Genomic DNA, 16,764 nt, shown 5'->3' on the forward strand with positions numbered 1-16,764 from the left:
CTGAGGCAGACTCCAGCCCATGCCCCGTAAAACCTGGCGCGCCGCGCTCGCCGCCTATGCCAGCCCCTCGACGTTAGTGTTGTTGTTGCTCGGTTTCGCCGCCGGCTTGCCTTACATGTTGGTGTTCTCGACGCTTTCAGTGTGGTTGCGCGAGGCCGGTGTGGCCCGCGAGACCATCGGTTATGCGAGCCTGATCGGTTTGGCCTACGCCTTCAAATGGGTCTGGTCGCCATTGCTCGACCAATGGCGCTTGCCGCTGCTCGGTAAACTCGGACGTCGTCGTTCCTGGCTGGTGCTGGCCCAGACGCTGGTGATCCTCGGGTTGATCGGCATGGGCTTTTGCGACCCGCAAAAACACCTGTCCTGGCTGATTGCCATTGCCGTAATCGTCGCCTTCGCGTCGGCCACCCAAGACATCGCGGTGGATGCCTACCGCCTGGAAATCGCCGACGACAGTCGCCAGGCGGCCCTGGCTGCCAGCTACATGTCCGGTTACCGCATCGCCGCCCTGCTGGCCACGGCGGGTGCACTGTTTTTCGCCGAAGGCTTCGGCTCCACCGGCTTCAACTATAAACACTCGGCGTGGACCGGCACTTACGTGCTGTTCGGCTTGCTGATGATCCCGGCGCTGCTGACCACCTTCTTCATGCGCGAGCCCAATGTGCCACTGCGCACCCAGTTGCAGGCCGGCCGCTACAGCTTCGCGCATCAGCTTGTTTCTGTATTTGTGCTGATCGTGCTGCTGGTGTCGGTCCCGGCGATGTTCACCCAGCTGTACAACACCGACTTCGCCAGCGTGCTGTTCCACGGCGTGAGCCTGTGGGAGCTGCTGATGGAAGACCGCGCGTTCCTGCGCGCCATCCTCTATATCATCCTCACCGCACTGTGCCTGTCGGCCATGGGTCGCCGGGGGCTGGCGCCGGTGCTGACGCCGGTCAACGACTTTATCCTGCGCTACCGCTGGCAGGCGTTGCTGCTGCTCGGGCTGATTGCGACCTATCGCATGTCCGACACGGTGATGGGCGTGATGGCCAACGTGTTCTACATCGACCAGGGTTTTACCAAGGACCAGATTGCCGGAGTCAGCAAGATCTTCGGCCTGATCATGACCCTGCTCGGCGCCGGTATGGGCGGCCTGTTGATCGTGCGCTTCGGGATCCTGCCGATCCTGTTTATCGGCGGCATCGCCTCGGCCGGCACCAACCTGCTGTTTGTCGCGCTCGCCGACATGGGCCCCGACCTGCAGATGCTGATTTTCACCATCTCGCTGGACAACTTCAGCTCGGGCCTGGCCACCTCGGCGTTCGTCGCCTACCTGTCGAGCCTGACCAACCTCAAGTTCTCCGCCACCCAATACGCCCTGCTCAGCTCGATCATGCTGTTGCTGCCTCGCCTGATTGGCGGCTATTCGGGGGTGATGGTGGAGAAGTTCGGGTATCACAACTTCTTCATGATTACCTGTTTGCTGGGTGTGCCGACGTTGTTCCTGATTGCGTTGCATTGGTTTCAGGAAAATCGACGAATTCGTTTGAACCCGCCCACTGAAGACTGACTCACCTCAGTCAATGTGGGAGCGGGCTTGCTCGCGAAGGCGCAGTGTCAGTTGATACATGCATGACTGATACACCGCCTTCGCGAGCAAGCCCGCTCCCACAGACCCCTCTGTATTCTGATACCTGTACTCCAGCAGTTTGCGCCCGTACAATCCCAAGTCATTTCAAGTCCAAGCAACCGACAACGGCCTACCATGCGTACCAGTCAATATTTGCTCGCCACACAGAAAGAAACGCCTTCCGACGCGGTTGTGATCAGCCATCAGCTGATGCTGCGCGCCGGTATGATCCGCAAACTGGCCTCCGGCCTGTACACCTGGCTGCCCATGGGCTTGAAGGTGATGCGCAAGGTCGAAGCGATCGTTCGCGAAGAAATGAACGCCGCCGGCTCTCTCGAAGTGTTGATGCCGAGCACCCAACCGGCTGAGCTGTGGCAGGAATCCGGGCGCTGGGAAGAGTACGGCCCTGAGTTGCTGCGCTTCAAGGACCGTCATGGCCGCGATTTCTGTGCTGGCCCGACCCATGAAGAAGTGATCACCGACCTGATGCGCAACGAGCTGAGCAGCTATAAACAGCTGCCGCTGAACCTGTATCAGATCCAGACCAAATTCCGTGACGAAATCCGCCCACGCTTCGGTTTGATGCGCGGCCGCGAATTCATCATGAAGGACGCCTATTCGTTCCACGCCGACCAAGCTTCGTTGCAGGTCACCTACGACCGCATGCACAAGGCTTACTGCAACGTGTTCACGCGCCTGGGCCTGAAATTCCGCCCGGTTGAAGCGGACAACGGCTCCATCGGCGGCGCCGGCTCCCACGAATTCCACGTGCTGGCCGACTCCGGCGAAGACGATATCGTGTTCAGCAACGGTTCCGACTACGCGGCGAACATTGAGAAAGCCGAAGCCGTGCCACGCGAGACTTCCCGCCCAGCACCGGCTGAAGCGCTGCGCCTGGTGGACACACCTGATACCAAGACCATCGCGGCCCTGGTGGAAAAATTCAATCTGCCGATTGAAAAGACCATCAAGACCCTGATCGTGCGCGCCGAAGAAGAAGGCAAGCTGATCGCCCTGGTGATCCGTGGCGACCACGAGCTCAACGAAATCAAGGCTGCCCAGCAACCTGGCGTGGCCAGCCCGCTGGTCATGGCCAGCGATGCCGAACTGCGCGACGCCATTGGCGCCGGTGCCGGCTCGCTCGGCCCGCTGAACCTGCCGCTGCCGATCATCATCGACCGTTCGGTCGAGCTGATGAGCGACTTCGGTATCGGCGCCAACATCGACGACAAGCACTACTTTGGCGTGAACTGGGAACGTGACCTGCCGGTTCCGACCGTGGCCGACCTGCGTAATGTAGTGGCCGGCGACCCAAGCCCGGATGGCAAGGGCACCCTGGAAATCAAGCGCGGCATCGAAGTCGGGCACATCTTCCAGCTGGGCAACAAGTACAGCAAGGCGATGAAGTGCGAAGTGCTGGGCGAGAACGGCAAGCCGATCACCCTGGACATGGGCTGCTACGGCATTGGTGTGTCCCGCGTGGTGGCTGCTGCCATCGAGCAGAACAACGACGAGAAAGGCATCATCTGGAGTGACGCCCTGGCGCCGTTCCAAGTGGCCTTGGTACCGCTGCGCTATGAAACCGAGCAAGTACGCGAAGCCACCGACAAACTGTATGCCGAACTCACGGCCGCCGGTTTTGAAGTGTTGCTGGATGACCGGGACAAGAAAACCAGCCCGGGCATCAAGTTCGCCGACATGGAACTGATTGGCATCCCGCACCGGATCGTGGTCAGTGACCGCGGCCTGGCCGATGGCAATCTGGAATACAAGAGCCGGACCGAAGCCGAAGCCCAACCGTTGCCGGTGGCTGACGTGCTGTCTTTCCTTCAGGCGCGTATTCGTCGCTGAAAATCAGATCAAGAGAAGTCATGTTCAAGCGAAACACCAGAGCCCTGGGGGGCGCCGCCTTGTGCGGCGCCCTGCTGGTCAGCGGCTGCGCCAACCAGATGTCGCAACGCAGTGAGCACGAGGAGCGGATCGAGCGTAAGTTGCTCGATCACAGCCTGCAGATCGATGTAGGCGAACCCAAAGTGCTGGAACTGCCGCAACGCCGGGTTCGCATTCACGAGCAGAAGACCTTTGAGGTCACCGAATTCGAAGTCACCCGCCGTTACGATCGCTACACGCCCTACCAACCCTGGCGCAAACTCTACGAGATGCCACTGGGCGCGGTCGCTTTGGTGGCGGGCGCGGGGGCCAACGTGGCGAACATTTTCGCCCTCGGCAACCTGCCCACCAGCATGACCCGCGACTGGCTGAGCTACGGCGTGGACGGCATTAACCTGTTCATGAACGTGCAATCCCACGGCCGTGCGCAACAGAACCTGGCCGGCATTGATGAAGTCCAGCGCGACAAGCGCACGGAGTATTCGAGCCTGCCCTGGAGCGAACGCCCGGTACAGGTCACCGCCGGCAAGCAGACCCATGAGCTGACCACCGACCGCAACGGCGTACTGCGCCTGAACCTGTTGGACAGCCCATTTGCCGAGCAGGACCTGAACCGCGTCACGACCCTAAAGATCAGCGTGGAAGATGGCCAGGACGACGTGCATTCGGACTCCACCCTGGCGATCAGCAACACCCTGCGCGGCAAGTTGCTGGAAGCCCATGGCCTGATTTACGACGACTTGGAAGATGACGAAGTCAACCAGTGGGTGCACAGGGTCAAGCGTCTGTCGGAACTGGGCCTGGAAGAGGAAGCCAGTGAGCTGGAACAAAGCCTGATCGAACTGACCCGCAATGATCCCGAGTTGCAGCAGGAGTTTCTGCAGGCACTGACCAAGGATGCGGGGCGATTGGTGGCGGATCCTGGGGCTCGCTGAATTCCCGAGAACACCGAAATACACCTGTGGGAGCTGGCTTGCCAGCTCCCACAGGTGGTTTTGGGTTTCTACCAGGAGAACTCGAGCTGTTCATTGCCGCTGCTTAGGTCGAGCAACCTCACCCCAATCCCCAGCAACCGCACCGGTTTACCACCGCGATTGAACGCCTGGGTCAACAGCTGTTGATAACTCTCCAGATCCCGCCCTGCCCCGGCTTGCTCCAAGGTGGTCTGGGTAAAGTCATGAAACTTCACTTTGACGAACGGCTTGCCCGCCCGATAGCTGCTGTCGATGCGCGCCATACGCCCGGCCAGGGTTTCCATCAGCTCGGGCAGCTTCGCCAAACAACTTGAGAGATCCGGCAGGTCCACGTCGTAGGTGTTTTCCACACTGATGGATTGCCGGCGGCTATCGTTCTGCACCACGCGGTCATCAATCCCACGGGCCAGGCTCCAGAGCCGCTCGCCAAAACTGCCGAATTCACGCACCAGCGCCAGCTTGTTCCACTCACGCAATTGCAGGCAGTCTTCAATGCCCAAGCGCGCCAGCTTGTCGGCGGTGACCTTGCCGACGCCGTGCAACTTGTTTACCGGTAACTGGGACACGAAGTCTTCGACCTGGTCCGGGGTGATCACAAACAGGCCGTTGGGCTTTTTCCAGTCGCTGGCGATCTTGGCCAGGAACTTGTTCGGCGCAACGCCTGCTGACACGGTGATGTGCAGTTGGTTGGAGACCCGACGGCGAATGTCCTGGGCGATACGCGTGGCACTGCCGCCAAAATGCGGGCTGTCAGAGACGTCCAAGAAGGCTTCGTCCAGTGACAGCGGTTCGATCAGGTCGGTGTAATCACGAAAGATCGTCTGGATTTCCTTCGACGCTTCCTTATAGGCATCCATGCGCGGCTTAACGATGGTCAGGTCCGGGCACAGCTTCAAGGCGTGGCGTGACGACATGGCTGACCGCACGCCATACGCCCGCGCCTCATAGTTGCAGGTAGCGATCACCCCTCTTCTGTCCGCCGAGCCGCCAACCGCCAGGGGCTTTTGCGCCAGGCTCGGGTCGTCGCGCATCTCGATGGCGGCGTAGAAGCAATCACAGTCGACGTGGATGATTTTGCGCTGCGTCATATAAACAGAGGGTGTAATCCAACGGGCGGCCAGTATCGCACTCACACCTGTATATAGCACCAGTAGTTTGAATCTTCCGTTTGAACGGTGGGAAATCTCGCAGATGAATTTATTTTTTCAATCGAAATCAGCCCATCGATAGAGCTGAAACCCTCGGCCCGACTGGCCCCGAGCCCTTCCAAGGCACGCTTTGGAGAGCTAAGCGGTTGAACCACAAGCGCTTTTCTTCTATTCACAGGTTGACACACCTGCGTTCCTCTGTAGAATGCCGACACACAGACGCGGGATGGAGCAGTCTGGTAGCTCGTCGGGCTCATAACCCGAAGGTCGTCGGTTCAAATCCGGCTCCCGCAACCAAACATCAAAAAAGGCTACTCGAAAGAGTGGCCTTTTTTGTGCGCGTCTATTTTCTAAAGACCAGAGCGCGTGAACTTCACGACGGGCTGCTCCGCAACCCGTCGCGGGTGGTGCGACGATTCGACAAGCCCGCTCACTACAAAAACCGTTTCCAAACGAGAACTTAGGTCGCTTGAGCCACTAATTCACACTAATTTGACCCATCGGCCGATTAACGGTTGACACCTCGTCGTTGCGCTGTAGAATGCCGCCCACAGACGCGGGATGGAGCAGTCTGGTAGCTCGTCGGGCTCATAACCCGAAGGTCGTCGGTTCAAATCCGGCTCCCGCAACCAAACATCAAAAAAGGCTACTCGAAAGAGTGGCCTTTTTTGTATCTGGCGAAAAAGTTCTTCTGAAACAATGGCATGGCATCTTTCATGAAACCGTATACGGTTTGTAGAGTCCATCTCATTGCACGCTATGCTCAATGCTCAAGCGCTACCCTCTACGACCAATGGCCGCAGTCGCCGCACCCGGCGATACGCGTTAATATTTGTAATTATTTTGTCCATAGGGATTGGTAACTTGGCTGGATACCTCCATCCTGTCGCGCACAATCCACGAGGTGATTGATGCGCGCCAACTCGTCTGAACCACAAGACACCGTCACAGCGACACAACCGATCACACCCGCCCGTTTGCGCTGGCTGGATCTGTTGAGCAAATACCGTCAGCCCATCGGGTTGGCCGTTACCCTGTTGCTGTTCGCAATCGCCCTGATCGCCTGCCGACACCTGCTGTTGGAACTGGACCTGTACGCTCTCCACGACTCGATCCTGGAAGTGCCCAAGCCCGCCCTGCTGGGTGCGTTTGCGGCGGCGGTCATCGGTTTCATCATTCTGTTGGGCTATGAGTTCTCCGGCGCGCGCTATGCCGGGGTGAAGCTGCCCGCCAAAACCTTGGCCCTGGGTGGCTTCACCGCCTTTGCCATCGGCAATGCCATTGGCCTGTCGATGCTCTCCGGCGGTTCGGTGCGCTACCGTTTATATGCACGCCATGGCATCGGGGCTTCAGAAGTCGCGCACATGACCGTGTTCGCCAGCCTGGCCTTGGGCTGCGCCCTGCCGCCGCTGGCTGCATTGGTCACGCTGAGCAACTTGCCGGCAGCATCGACCTACCTGCACCTGTCGCAAGGTTTGCTGGGTGGCATTGCGGGTGCGGTGCTGCTGTCGGTCGCGCTGTGCATCGGCATCTATCGCCGCCGCCTGGCGGAACAACCCTACCCGGACAACCTGCTGGTCAAGGCGGGTCGCCGCACGCTGCGCCTGCCCGGCCGGCGCCTGACGCTCCTGCAACTGGTGATTACCGCACTGGACGTTGCCGCCGCCGCCACCGTCCTTTATATGCTGCTGCCGGAAGCGCCGCCGTTCGGCCCCTTCCTGCTGGTGTACCTGCTGGCCCTGGCCGCCGGTGTGCTCAGCCATGTACCGGGCGGCGTGGGTGTATTCGAAGCGATTCTGCTCGCCGCCTTTGCCGACAAGCTGGGTGCCGCGCCATTGGCCGCCGCCCTGCTGCTGTACCGGATGATCTATGTGGTACTGCCACTGCTGATCGCCTGTGTGTTCCTGCTGGTCAACGAAGCCCAGCGCCTGTTCCAGACCCAGCAAAGCCTGCGGGTGGCCTCAGGCTTGGCCGCACCGGTGCTGGCCGTACTGGTTTTTTTGTCCGGCGTGGTCCTGCTGTTTTCCGGCGCAACGCCGGAAATCGACTCACGCCTGGAAAACATCGGCTTCCTGATTCCCCACCGCCTGATTGACGCCTCGCACTTTGGTGCCAGCCTGATCGGCGTGCTGTGCCTGTTGCTTGCCCAAGGTTTGCGTCGGCGTTTATCCGCCGCCTGGATGCTGACCATGGTGTTGCTGCTGACCGGCGCCCTGCTCTCGCTGCTTAAAGGCTTCGACTGGGAAGAAGCCAGCCTGATGATCATGACCGCCGTGCTGCTGGCGATCTTCCGGCGCTCGTTCTACCGCGCCAGCCGCCTGACCGAGCTGCCGTTCTCGCCGCTCTACCTGGTGGCCAGCGTGTGCGTGCTGGGGGCCTCGATCTGGCTGCTGCTGTTTGCCTATCAAGACGTACCCTACAGCCATCAGCTGTGGTGGCAGTTCACCCTGGATGCCAACGCCCCACGCGGCCTGCGCTCGTTGCTGGGTGCGGCGGTGCTGCTGGTGATCGTCTCGTTGACCTGGTTGCTGCGCACCGCGCGCCCGGTGATCCACCTGCCGACCCCGGATGAACTGGAACGCGCCACCAAGATCTTGATGGCCTCGTCCCAACCCGACGGCGGCCTGGCACTGACCGGTGACAAGGCGCTGCTGTTCCACCCCAACGATGAAGCCTTCCTGATGTACGCCCGTCGCGGGCGCAGCCTGGTGGCTTTGTATGACCCAATCGGCCCGACCCAACCGCGCGCCGAGATGATCTGGCAGTTCCGTGACCTGTGCGACATCCATCACGCGCGCCCGGTGTTCTACCAGGTACGCGCCGAGAACCTGCCGTACTACATGGACATTGGCCTCACCGCGATCAAGCTGGGTGAAGAAGCCCGCGTCGACCTGAAACGCTTTGACCTGGAAGCCAAGGGCAAAGAGATGAAGGATTTGCGCTACACCTGGAACCGTGGCACCCGGGACGGCCTGTCCCTGGAGATCTTCGACCCGGGCCAGGCGCCGATGGATGAACTCAAAGTCATCTCCGATGCCTGGCTGACGGGCAAGAACGTGCGGGAAAAGGGCTTTTCGCTAGGCCGTTTCAGCGACGACTACCTCAAGCACTTTCGCATCGCGATCATTCGCTTCGAAGGGCGCCCGGTGGCCTTCGCCAACTTGCTCGAGACTTACAACCACGACCTGGCCAGTCTCGACCTGATGCGTGCGCACCCGGACGCGCCGAAGCTGACCATGGAATTCATGATGGTTGGCCTGATTCAACATTATAAGAACCACGACTACGCCCGCTTCAGCCTCGGCATGGTGCCATTGTCGGGCTTGCAACCCCGCCGTGGCGCCCCACTGACCCAACGCCTGGGCTCAATGGTGTTCCGCCGTGGCGAGCAACTGTATAACTTCCAAGGTTTGCGCCGCTTTAAAGACAAGTTCCAGCCTGACTGGGAACCCCGCTATATGGCCGTGCCCGCAGGACTTGATCCGCTGGTGGCACTGGCCGATACCGCTGCCCTGATTGCGGGCGGCTTGACTGGATTGGTGAAACGCTGATGATTCGACGCTCCTGGCGGTATGTGTTGGCCTTTGTAGTGCTGCTCGCGCTGATCGCGGCGGGTGGCTTTTGGTACTGGAACCGCCCTGCCCCGCAACCGACCTTGGAGCAACTGCCCCAGGCTGACGGCTCGGTGATGACCCGTGTAACGCCTAACGGCTCGGCAAAAGCCCGTGTGGCGGTGGCCGTGATGGCCGATGAAACCCTGACCGACAGCCAGTTGATTGCCCTGAGCAAGGGCGGCGCAGCTCAAATCGTTCAAGTGGTCCTGCCAAAAGATGACTGCAAGCTGCAGGAACAAGCGCTGCAAAGCGCCCTGGCCCAGCTTAAAGGCCCGGCGACCCTGGTCAGCGGCATCGGCCCTGGCGCTGCGCTCGCCTGGCGCTGGTTGGCCACACAGAACGACGACAAGGCCAACGCCATCTCCGTCGGCTTCGCCCTGGTACAGGAAGGCTGCAAGGACCCGCTGCCGAAGACCTCCGCCCATGGCAACTGGCTGGTGGCGTGGAACGATAACCCTGACGATGAAAGCGCCAGTTTCGTACGCGACACTCCGCGCGCGACCACCAGCATCAGCGACTACGACATTCATTACCCACAAGTGCTGAACAACGAACTGCGCAAGCAATTGGTCGGTTCGGACAACGGCGGCCTGGCGATTCCTGTGGTGGAAGTGCCGGCGGGCCAAGCCAAGGACACCGTTACCCTGTTCCTCTCCGGTGACGGCGGCTGGCGTGACCTGGACCGTGACGTGGCCGGTGAAATGGCCAAGATCGGCTACCCGGTGGTCGGCATCGACACCCTGCGCTACTACTGGCAGCACAAGACCCCGGAACAGAGCGCCAAAGACCTTACCGAACTGATGCAGCACTACCGGCAGAAATGGGGTACCAAGCGCTTCGTGCTGACCGGCTACTCGTTCGGCGCTGACGTACTGCCGGCGATCTACAACCGCATGCCGGAAAACGAACAGCAGCGCGTGGATGCAATCATCCTGCTGGCGTTCGCACGTACCGGTAGCTTTGAAATCGAAGTGGAAGGTTGGTTGGGCAACGCCGGCAAAGAAGCCGCGACCGGCCCGGAAATGGCCAAACTGCCGGCTGACAAAGTGGTGTGCATCTACGGCGCCGAAGAAGTCGACGAGAGTGGCTGCACCGACAAGACCGCTGTTGGCGAAGCGGTGAAGCTGCCAGGCGGGCATCACTTTGATGAAAACTACCCGGCGCTGGCGCAGCGGCTGGTAGACATCATCGTGAAGCACCAGGCCAAGGACAAAGCCGAGTAACTCTAGGCTTTATGCAAAACCAAATGTGGGAGCAGGCTTGCTCGCGAAAGCGGTGGATCAGTCACAGCAACCTTGACTGACACTCCGTATTCGCGAGCAAGCCCGCTCCCACATTTGTTTGCGGCGTGCCGAATAACTAGCGCGGTTCGATATGCGCAATCATCAACTGCACAGTTTCCTGCCCACGGAACTCGTTCACGTCCAGCTTGTAGGCCAACTCCACCCAACGCACCGTCGGGTTCGGCCAGACTTCACGGTCCACACCAAACGCAATGCCATCAAGCTTCACTGACCCGCATTCGCTCTTGAGCACCACTTTCAGGTGCCGCTCGCCCACTACGCGTTGTTCGACCAACTGAAACACGCCGTGAAACAACGGTTCTGGAAAATGCTGCCCCCACGGCCCGGCATGCCGCAATGCGCGCGCCAGTTCCAGGTGAAACTCTTCCACGGCCAAGGTGCCGTCAGACAGCAAGCGCCCGGTGAGGTCTTCTTCACGCAGTTGCCGACGTACTTCAGCGTCAAAGGCTTCGGCAAACAGTGGGAAATTCGCCTCGGGCAACGTCAGACCCGCCGCCATGGCGTGACCGCCGTACTTGGCGATCAGGTTGGGATGCTGGCTGGCAACGACCGCCAGGGCATCACGGATGTGAAAACCCTGCACAGAGCGCCCTGAGCCCTTGAGCAGGCCGTCGCCGGCGTCGGCAAAGGCGATGGTCGGGCGGAAATACCGCTCTTTCATCCGCGACGCCAGAATGCCGATCACGCCTTGGTGCCATTCCGGGTCGAACAGGCACAAACCGTACGGCATCGATTCCACCGGCAAATCCTTGAGCTGGGCGAGCGCCTCGCGCTGCATGCCCTGTTCGATGGATTTGCGGTCCTGGTTCATACCGTCCAGTTGCGCCGCCATTTCCCGCGCGGCGGCGAAGTCGGTGGTGAGCAGGCATTCGATGCCCAGGCTCATATCATCCAGGCGCCCGGCGGCATTCAGGCGCGGCCCGAGAATGAAACCGAGATCGGTAGAGGTGATGCGCGCGTGGTCGCGCTTGGCGACCTCGAGGATCGCCTTGATGCCCGGCCGCGCACGACCGGCACGAATGCGTTCCAGGCCTTGATGGACGAGGATGCGGTTGTTGGCGTCCAGGGGCACCACGTCAGCGACGCTGCCCAAGGCCACCAGATCAAGCAATTCGCCGATGTTCGGCTGCGGCTTGTTGTCGTACCAGCCCAGGCTGCGCAACCGCGCACGCAAAGCCATCAACACGTAAAAGATCACGCCGACGCCGGCCAGCGCCTTGCTGGGGAACTCACAGCCGGGCTGGTTCGGGTTGACGATGGCGTCTGCCGCCGGCAACTCATCGCCCGGCAAGTGGTGGTCGGTGACCAACACCTGCAAACCGGCCGCCTTCGCCGCCGCCACGCCTTCGACACTGGAAATACCGTTATCCACAGTAATCAGCAACTGCGGCTCGCGCTGCAGCGCCACCGCGACGATTTCCGGGGTCAGGCCGTAGCCGTACTCGAAGCGGTTGGGCACCAGGTAGTCGACATGCGCCGCACCGAGCAAACGCAGGCCCAAGGTGCCCACCGTGCTGGCAGTGGCGCCATCGGCGTCGAAGTCACCGACGATGAGAATGCGCTGGCGCTGCTCCAAGGCCGTCACCAGCAGGTCCACCGCGGCATCGATGCCCTTGAGCTGCTGGTAAGGAATCAACCGCGCCAGGCTCTTGTCCAGCTCGGCTTCAGACTGCACCCCGCGCGCGGCGTAGAGACGGGTCAACAGCGGTGGCAGTTCACCGAGAAACGGCAGGACGGCGGGCAACGGGCGAGGATCGATACGCATGAGGTGGCGGGTGCTTCTCTTCTAATACAACGGTTAAACAGGGATGTTGAAAATGCAGTGGATCAAATGTGGGAGCTGGCTTGCCTGCGATGCAGGCGCTGAAGTGCGCCCCAAAAGTTGGACAGCTAATGGTTAGGCTACCGCGGACCGGGTTCTGTAAGCCACAGGGCTCAGTCCGCCAAGCTTCGTTTTGATTCGCTTATGGTTGTAGTAATGGATGTACTTATCCAGCCCGGCCTGCAGCTGAGCAACGCTGTCGAAGCTTTCCCGATAGTAAAACTCCGACTTCAGGGTACCGAAAAAGCTTTCCATTGTGGCGTTGTCATAGCAGTTCCCTTTGCGAGACATGCTCTGTTCCAACCCAGCTTTTTCCAGTTTTTCCCGATACTTTGAGTGTCGATAGTGCCAGCCCTGATCCGAGTGCAGCATGGGTTTGGCGCCTTCGGGCAAGCGCTCAAGGGCCAGCTCCAGCATGTCGCCTACCAAGGCGTATTGGGGGCGGACGGCGGTCTTATAGGCCACAATCTCTCCGTTGTACAAGTCCAGTACTGGGGACAGATACAGCTTTTTGCCGGCCACTTTGAACTCGGTGACATCGGTCACCCATTTCTGATTTGGTTGCTCAGCTTCGAACTGACGAGCCAGGATATTGGGCGATACCTCTCCCATTGGCCCTTTATACGATTTGTATTTTTTCGGTCGCACTGTGCATTTCAGGCCTAACTCTCCCATCAGCCGTCGTACCGTTTTACCGTTGATCAACGGCGTTTGCTTACGTAGCTCTAAAGTCATCCGACGGTAACCAAGGCGGCCCTCATTCTCGTCTTGGATCGTCTGGATAGAGGCTTTGATCGAGATAAACCGGTCCGCAACGCCCATCGCCTTGAGTTGGTAGTAGTACGTACTTCGCGCAAGACCTACCAGCTTGAGCAAATCACTCAAGGGGAAAGCTTGTTTGAGCTCAGTGACTAATCGGGCTTTTTCTTCGCTTCTCTCTCTCGCCTCATCACCGCCTCGCCCAACTCTCCAAGCTTTTTTAGGTAGGCGTTCTCCATGCGCAAATACTGCAGTTCATCGAGTAATGCCTTGTGTGCAAGCTGTGCGTCGGTGAGTGGGGTGGTAGTTTTACGCGGTTTAGAAGGCGGCTTGGGCATAGCGGTAATCGATCCTTTTTTCCCTGACTCCAGGGCTTCAATACCGCCACTGTAATACTGCTGTTGCCATCTGCCCACCTGGCTTGAGTTACCCAGGTTGAAGAGCGCCGCTGCGCGGCGCAAGGATAAGGAGTCGCGCCACATGCGTTGCAGCACTGAAAACTTGAACAAGGGACTGTAGCGTTCGCCGGTTCTGCTTAGACAGGCTTCGCCATGTAATCGGTAAGCCTCCACCCAACGACGAAGCAAGGTGGGATCCATTTGAAATTGAGCGGCTATGCGGCGAAAGCCTCGGCCCTGCTCAAGGAAAGTGGTAATGGCGGAAAGCTTGAACTGCGTCGTGTATTTGCTCATGAAAAGCCTCAGGAGTTGGACGGGTGTCCAACTTCTGGGGCGCACTTCACGCCTCGGTCAAGCAGTTACGCCGCGTTGATGCTTTCGCGAGCAAGCCCGCTCCCACACAAGCCAGCTCCCACAGTTTTCAACCGCGCTCGCCAACCAGCCATTGCAGCTGCACTTCGTGCTGGCCGCGATCATCAGTCACAAAAATCGTGCCTTCACTGATCATCACGTCCCACTTGATCACGCGCGGCATGTCCTTGGCCAGGGTCTCGAGGACTTCCTGCGGCACGGCGGCGATGTGTACGTTTTTCAGGTTGTTGGCCACCGGCACCACTTTGCCTTCCCATACACGCAGGCTGCCATAGGCCAGCAGGCTGGTGCGTTCGGTACGGCGCGAGCACCAAGTCAGGCGGTCGGCGTCAGGCTGGCCGACTTCAATCCAGTGCAGAACCCGATCATCCAGGCTTTTTTCCCACAGGGCTGGTTCATCCACATCGGACAGACCACGACCAAACGCCAGTTGCTCGTTGTACCAGAGGGCATAGGCCAGCAGGCGCACGGTCATGCGTTCTTCGGTTTCCGAAGGGTGGCGGGCGATGGTCTGTTTGACGCTCTCGTACACCGAACGATCGAGGTCGGTGAGATTGAGTTCGAATTTGTAGGTCGTGGACGGCTGGGCCATGAACGGGCTTCTAGAGACAGGGAAAGGCGGCCAGTCTAACCGATGGCGGGGCCAATCAACGAATACTGCGCTGCATCATCCTTATCCCAAGGGGGCTCGCCTATGTTAAAAGGCATCACACCACCGCCCACGCTTGCTAAGGATCCTCATGTCGCTTAATGCCAAACCGCTTGCCGGCCTGAAAGTCATCGAACTGGGCACCCTGATCGCCGGCCCGTTTGCGTCGCGAATCTGCGCCGAGTTCGGCGCAGAGGTGATCAAGGTTGAATCCCCGGACGGCGGTGACCCGTTGCGCAAATGGCGCAAGCTGTATGAGGGCACCTCGCTGTGGTGGTTTGTGCAGGCGCGCAATAAGCAGTCGCTGACCCTCAACCTCAAGCACCCCGATGGCCTGGCGATCCTTAAACAGCTGTTGGCAGACGCCGACATCCTGATCGAAAACTTTCGCCCCGGCGTACTGGAAAAACTCGGCCTGAGCTGGGAAACCCTGCATGCACTGAACCCCAAGCTGGTGATGGTGCGCCTTTCGGGCTTTGGCCAGACCGGGCCGATGAAAGACCAGCCGGGGTTCGGCGCGGTGGGCGAGTCGATGGGCGGTTTGCGCTATATCACCGGTTTTGACGACCGCCCGCCGGTACGCACCGGGATCTCCATCGGCGATTCGATCGCCGCCTTGTGGGCGGTGATCGGCGCGCTGATGGCGCTGCGTCACCGCGAGGTCAACGGCGGGCTTGGCCAGGTGGTGGACGTGGCGCTGTATGAAGCTATTTTCGCAATGATGGAGAGCATGATCCCGGAGTTCGACGTGTTCGGCTTTATCCGCGAGCGCACCGGCAACATCATGCCCGGCATCACGCCTTCGTCGATCCATACCAGTGCCGATGGCAAGCACGTGCAAATCGGCGCCAATGGCGATGCGATCTTCAAGCGTTTCATGTCGGCGATTGGCCGTGAGGACCTGGCCAATGACCCGGTCTTGGCCAGCAATGACGGGCGCGACAGCCGCCGTGACGAGCTGTACGGCGTGATCGACCGCTGGGTCAACTCACTGCCGCTGGAGCAAGTGGTTGAGCAGCTCAACAAGGCTGAGGTCCCGGCCAGTCGTATCTACAGCGCCGAAGACATGCTCGGTGACCCGCAGTTTCTGGCGCGGGAAATGTTTCTGAAGGCCAAGTTGCCGGGCGGCAAGGATTTCAAGATGCCGGGGATCGTGCCCAAGCTCTCGGACACGCCAGGCAGTTGTGAGTGGGTCGGCCCGCAACTGGGTGAACACAACAGCGTAGTGCTCAATGCGTTGGGCTATGACACGGCCGCCATTGCCCGCTTGCGTGAGGACGGCGCGATCTGATGGCTCACCCGCGCACGCGTCGGTTCATTCAGCTGTGCCTGCTCGGCTCAGTATTCGGCGTATGGCCGCTCACCTCGCATGCTCAGGACACCTTGACCTGGCTGCTGCGCGACCTGCCGCCAGTGACCATCTTCGAGGGGCCAAAAAAAGGCCAGGGCGTACTGGATCAGTTGCTACCGATACTCAGCGAGCGCCTGCCGGAGTACCGTCATACCATGATGCACGTCAACCGCGCCCGCAGCATTCAAATGCTGCGCGCAGCCTCGCTGACCTGCGACCCGGCGCTGCTATGGACGCCGGAACGCGCGACATACGTTGTGTTTTCGGCCCAGGCCTTCGTGGTGGCGAGCAACGGGGTGACCCTGCGACGAAGCCAGTATCAGCAAATGGCGCCCTTTATTGCCGAGGGCCAATTTGACCTGCAAGCCTTTCTCGACTCGCATAAAGCACGCATTGGCGCGACCGCCGAACGCAGCTACGGCCCGGTCATCGATGCACAGCTAAAAGGCGTCGACTCACACATCCTGGCACTGCATTACGGCAATGACGCGCTTGGCAGTCTGCTGCAAATGCAGCGCCTTGGGCGGCTGGAAGCGGTGCTGGGCTACTGGCCGGAAATCCGCTATCACGCCACACAGCAGGGCATTGCGCCGCAGGACTTGATGTTCTATCCCATCAAGGGCTCAGCGCCTTACCAGCGTACGCATATCGGTTGCTCGGACACGCCCCAAGGTCGCCAGGCGATCGCGCGGATCGACCAGGTACTACGCGAAATCCCACAGGAACAGCTTCTGCAGTCCTACTTGTTGTGGTTGGACCCGGTCATGCGCGAGCAGTATTTGCGCGACAACCCGAGCTTTTTCCAGGATTCGCCGGAGCGCTGAGCAATCACAAGGCAAATCGCAGGCAAAAAGAAACCCCGAAGAGTGGG

General features: G+C 60.0%; 11 protein-coding genes and 2 tRNA genes. 9 read left to right on the top strand and 4 right to left on the bottom strand.

Annotated elements, in window-relative coordinates; translation table 11 throughout:
* Positions 1-19 precede the first annotated feature (19 nt).
* The 3 genes from KZH41_RS25295 to KZH41_RS25305 all read left to right on the top strand — a co-directional run bounded on the left by KZH41_RS25295 (position 20) and on the right by KZH41_RS25305 (position 4,437).
* A complete protein-coding gene (locus KZH41_RS25295; protein WP_094953011.1) occupies positions 20-1,552 on the top strand; it encodes an AmpG family muropeptide MFS transporter in 1,533 nt (510 codons plus the stop codon).
* Between the two features lie 195 nt (positions 1,553-1,747).
* Positions 1,748-3,463, top strand: coding sequence for a proline--tRNA ligase (locus KZH41_RS25300; RefSeq protein WP_094953012.1), 1,716 nt, complete (start codon positions 1,748-1,750; stop codon positions 3,461-3,463).
* A 20-nt stretch (positions 3,464-3,483) separates the two neighbouring features.
* On the top strand, positions 3,484-4,437 hold the full coding sequence (locus KZH41_RS25305; RefSeq protein WP_263273923.1) for a hypothetical protein: 954 nt from the start codon (positions 3,484-3,486) through the stop codon (positions 4,435-4,437).
* Between the two features lie 68 nt (positions 4,438-4,505).
* Here KZH41_RS25305 and dinB read toward each other — a convergent pair whose 3' ends face one another.
* The gene (gene dinB / locus KZH41_RS25310) at positions 4,506-5,564 is read right to left on the bottom strand and encodes a DNA polymerase IV (protein WP_094953014.1); all 1,059 of its coding nucleotides are present in this window, start codon (positions 5,562-5,564) and stop codon (positions 4,506-4,508) included.
* Between the two features lie 280 nt (positions 5,565-5,844).
* Between dinB and KZH41_RS25315 the strand changes: the two genes are divergently transcribed.
* From KZH41_RS25315 to KZH41_RS25330, 4 genes are all read left to right on the top strand, one after another.
* Positions 5,845-5,921 (top strand) — tRNA-Met (locus KZH41_RS25315).
* 258 nt (positions 5,922-6,179) lie between these two features.
* Positions 6,180-6,256, top strand: a tRNA-Met gene (locus tag KZH41_RS25320).
* Positions 6,257-6,535: 279 nt separating this feature from the next.
* The gene (mprF, locus tag KZH41_RS25325) at positions 6,536-9,175 is read left to right on the top strand and encodes a bifunctional lysylphosphatidylglycerol flippase/synthetase MprF (protein WP_263273924.1); all 2,640 of its coding nucleotides are present in this window, start codon (positions 6,536-6,538) and stop codon (positions 9,173-9,175) included.
* Positions 9,175-10,461 (top strand): virulence factor family protein, encoded by a 1,287-nt coding sequence (locus KZH41_RS25330; RefSeq protein WP_242152344.1) that lies wholly within the window; start codon positions 9,175-9,177, stop codon positions 10,459-10,461. The genes mprF and KZH41_RS25330 overlap by 1 nt, the downstream gene beginning before the upstream one ends.
* Before the next feature lie 136 nt (positions 10,462-10,597).
* Here KZH41_RS25330 and recJ read toward each other — a convergent pair whose 3' ends face one another.
* From recJ to KZH41_RS25345, 3 genes are all read right to left on the bottom strand, one after another.
* Complete coding sequence (gene recJ, locus KZH41_RS25335; protein WP_094951956.1) at positions 10,598-12,307, bottom strand: single-stranded-DNA-specific exonuclease RecJ; 1,710 nt, start codon at positions 12,305-12,307, stop codon at positions 10,598-10,600.
* Positions 12,308-12,439: 132 nt separating this feature from the next.
* Positions 12,440-13,815, bottom strand: a protein-coding gene (locus tag KZH41_RS25340; RefSeq protein ID WP_406991834.1) for an IS3 family transposase whose coding sequence is annotated in 2 segments (ribosomal slippage) — positions 12,440-13,333 and positions 13,336-13,815 — 1,374 coding nt in all. Because the reading frame shifts where the segments join, the coding sequence is not laid out codon by codon here.
* Positions 13,816-13,942: 127 nt separating this feature from the next.
* A complete protein-coding gene (locus KZH41_RS25345; protein ID WP_003193952.1) occupies positions 13,943-14,485 on the bottom strand; it encodes a YaeQ family protein in 543 nt (180 codons plus the stop codon).
* Between the two features lie 148 nt (positions 14,486-14,633).
* Between KZH41_RS25345 and KZH41_RS25350 the strand changes: the two genes are divergently transcribed.
* Both KZH41_RS25350 and KZH41_RS25355 read left to right on the top strand, forming a co-directional pair.
* On the top strand, positions 14,634-15,833 hold the full coding sequence (locus KZH41_RS25350; RefSeq protein ID WP_094951955.1) for a CaiB/BaiF CoA transferase family protein: 1,200 nt from the start codon (positions 14,634-14,636) through the stop codon (positions 15,831-15,833).
* Entirely contained in the window at positions 15,833-16,717 is an 885-nt protein-coding gene (locus KZH41_RS25355; RefSeq protein WP_094951954.1) for a TIGR02285 family protein, read from the top strand. The genes KZH41_RS25350 and KZH41_RS25355 overlap by 1 nt, the downstream gene beginning before the upstream one ends.
* Positions 16,718-16,764 lie beyond the last annotated feature (47 nt).

The sequence above is a fragment of the Pseudomonas sp. YeP6b genome (assembly GCF_025642995.1).
Taxonomy (GTDB): Bacteria; Pseudomonadota; Gammaproteobacteria; order Pseudomonadales; family Pseudomonadaceae; genus Aquipseudomonas.

Bases quoted from the DNA above. Each gene is read 5' to 3' on its own strand.
- KZH41_RS25345 (WP_003193952.1), bottom strand. From the start codon at position 14,485: ATGGCCCAGCCGTCCACGACCTACAAATTCGAACTCAATCTCACCGAC.
- KZH41_RS25295 (WP_094953011.1), top strand. From the start codon at position 20: ATGCCCCGTAAAACCTGGCGCGCCGCGCTCGCCGCCTATGCCAGCCCC.
- KZH41_RS25350 (WP_094951955.1), top strand. From the start codon at position 14,634: ATGTCGCTTAATGCCAAACCGCTTGCCGGCCTGAAAGTCATCGAACTG.
- mprF (WP_263273924.1), top strand. From the start codon at position 6,536: ATGCGCGCCAACTCGTCTGAACCACAAGACACCGTCACAGCGACACAA.
- recJ (WP_094951956.1), bottom strand. From the start codon at position 12,307: ATGCGTATCGATCCTCGCCCGTTGCCCGCCGTCCTGCCGTTTCTCGGT.
- KZH41_RS25300 (WP_094953012.1), top strand. From the start codon at position 1,748: ATGCGTACCAGTCAATATTTGCTCGCCACACAGAAAGAAACGCCTTCC.
- KZH41_RS25355 (WP_094951954.1), top strand. From the start codon at position 15,833: ATGGCTCACCCGCGCACGCGTCGGTTCATTCAGCTGTGCCTGCTCGGC.
- dinB (WP_094953014.1), bottom strand. From the start codon at position 5,564: ATGACGCAGCGCAAAATCATCCACGTCGACTGTGATTGCTTCTACGCC.
- KZH41_RS25305 (WP_263273923.1), top strand. From the start codon at position 3,484: ATGTTCAAGCGAAACACCAGAGCCCTGGGGGGCGCCGCCTTGTGCGGC.
- KZH41_RS25330 (WP_242152344.1), top strand. From the start codon at position 9,175: ATGATTCGACGCTCCTGGCGGTATGTGTTGGCCTTTGTAGTGCTGCTC.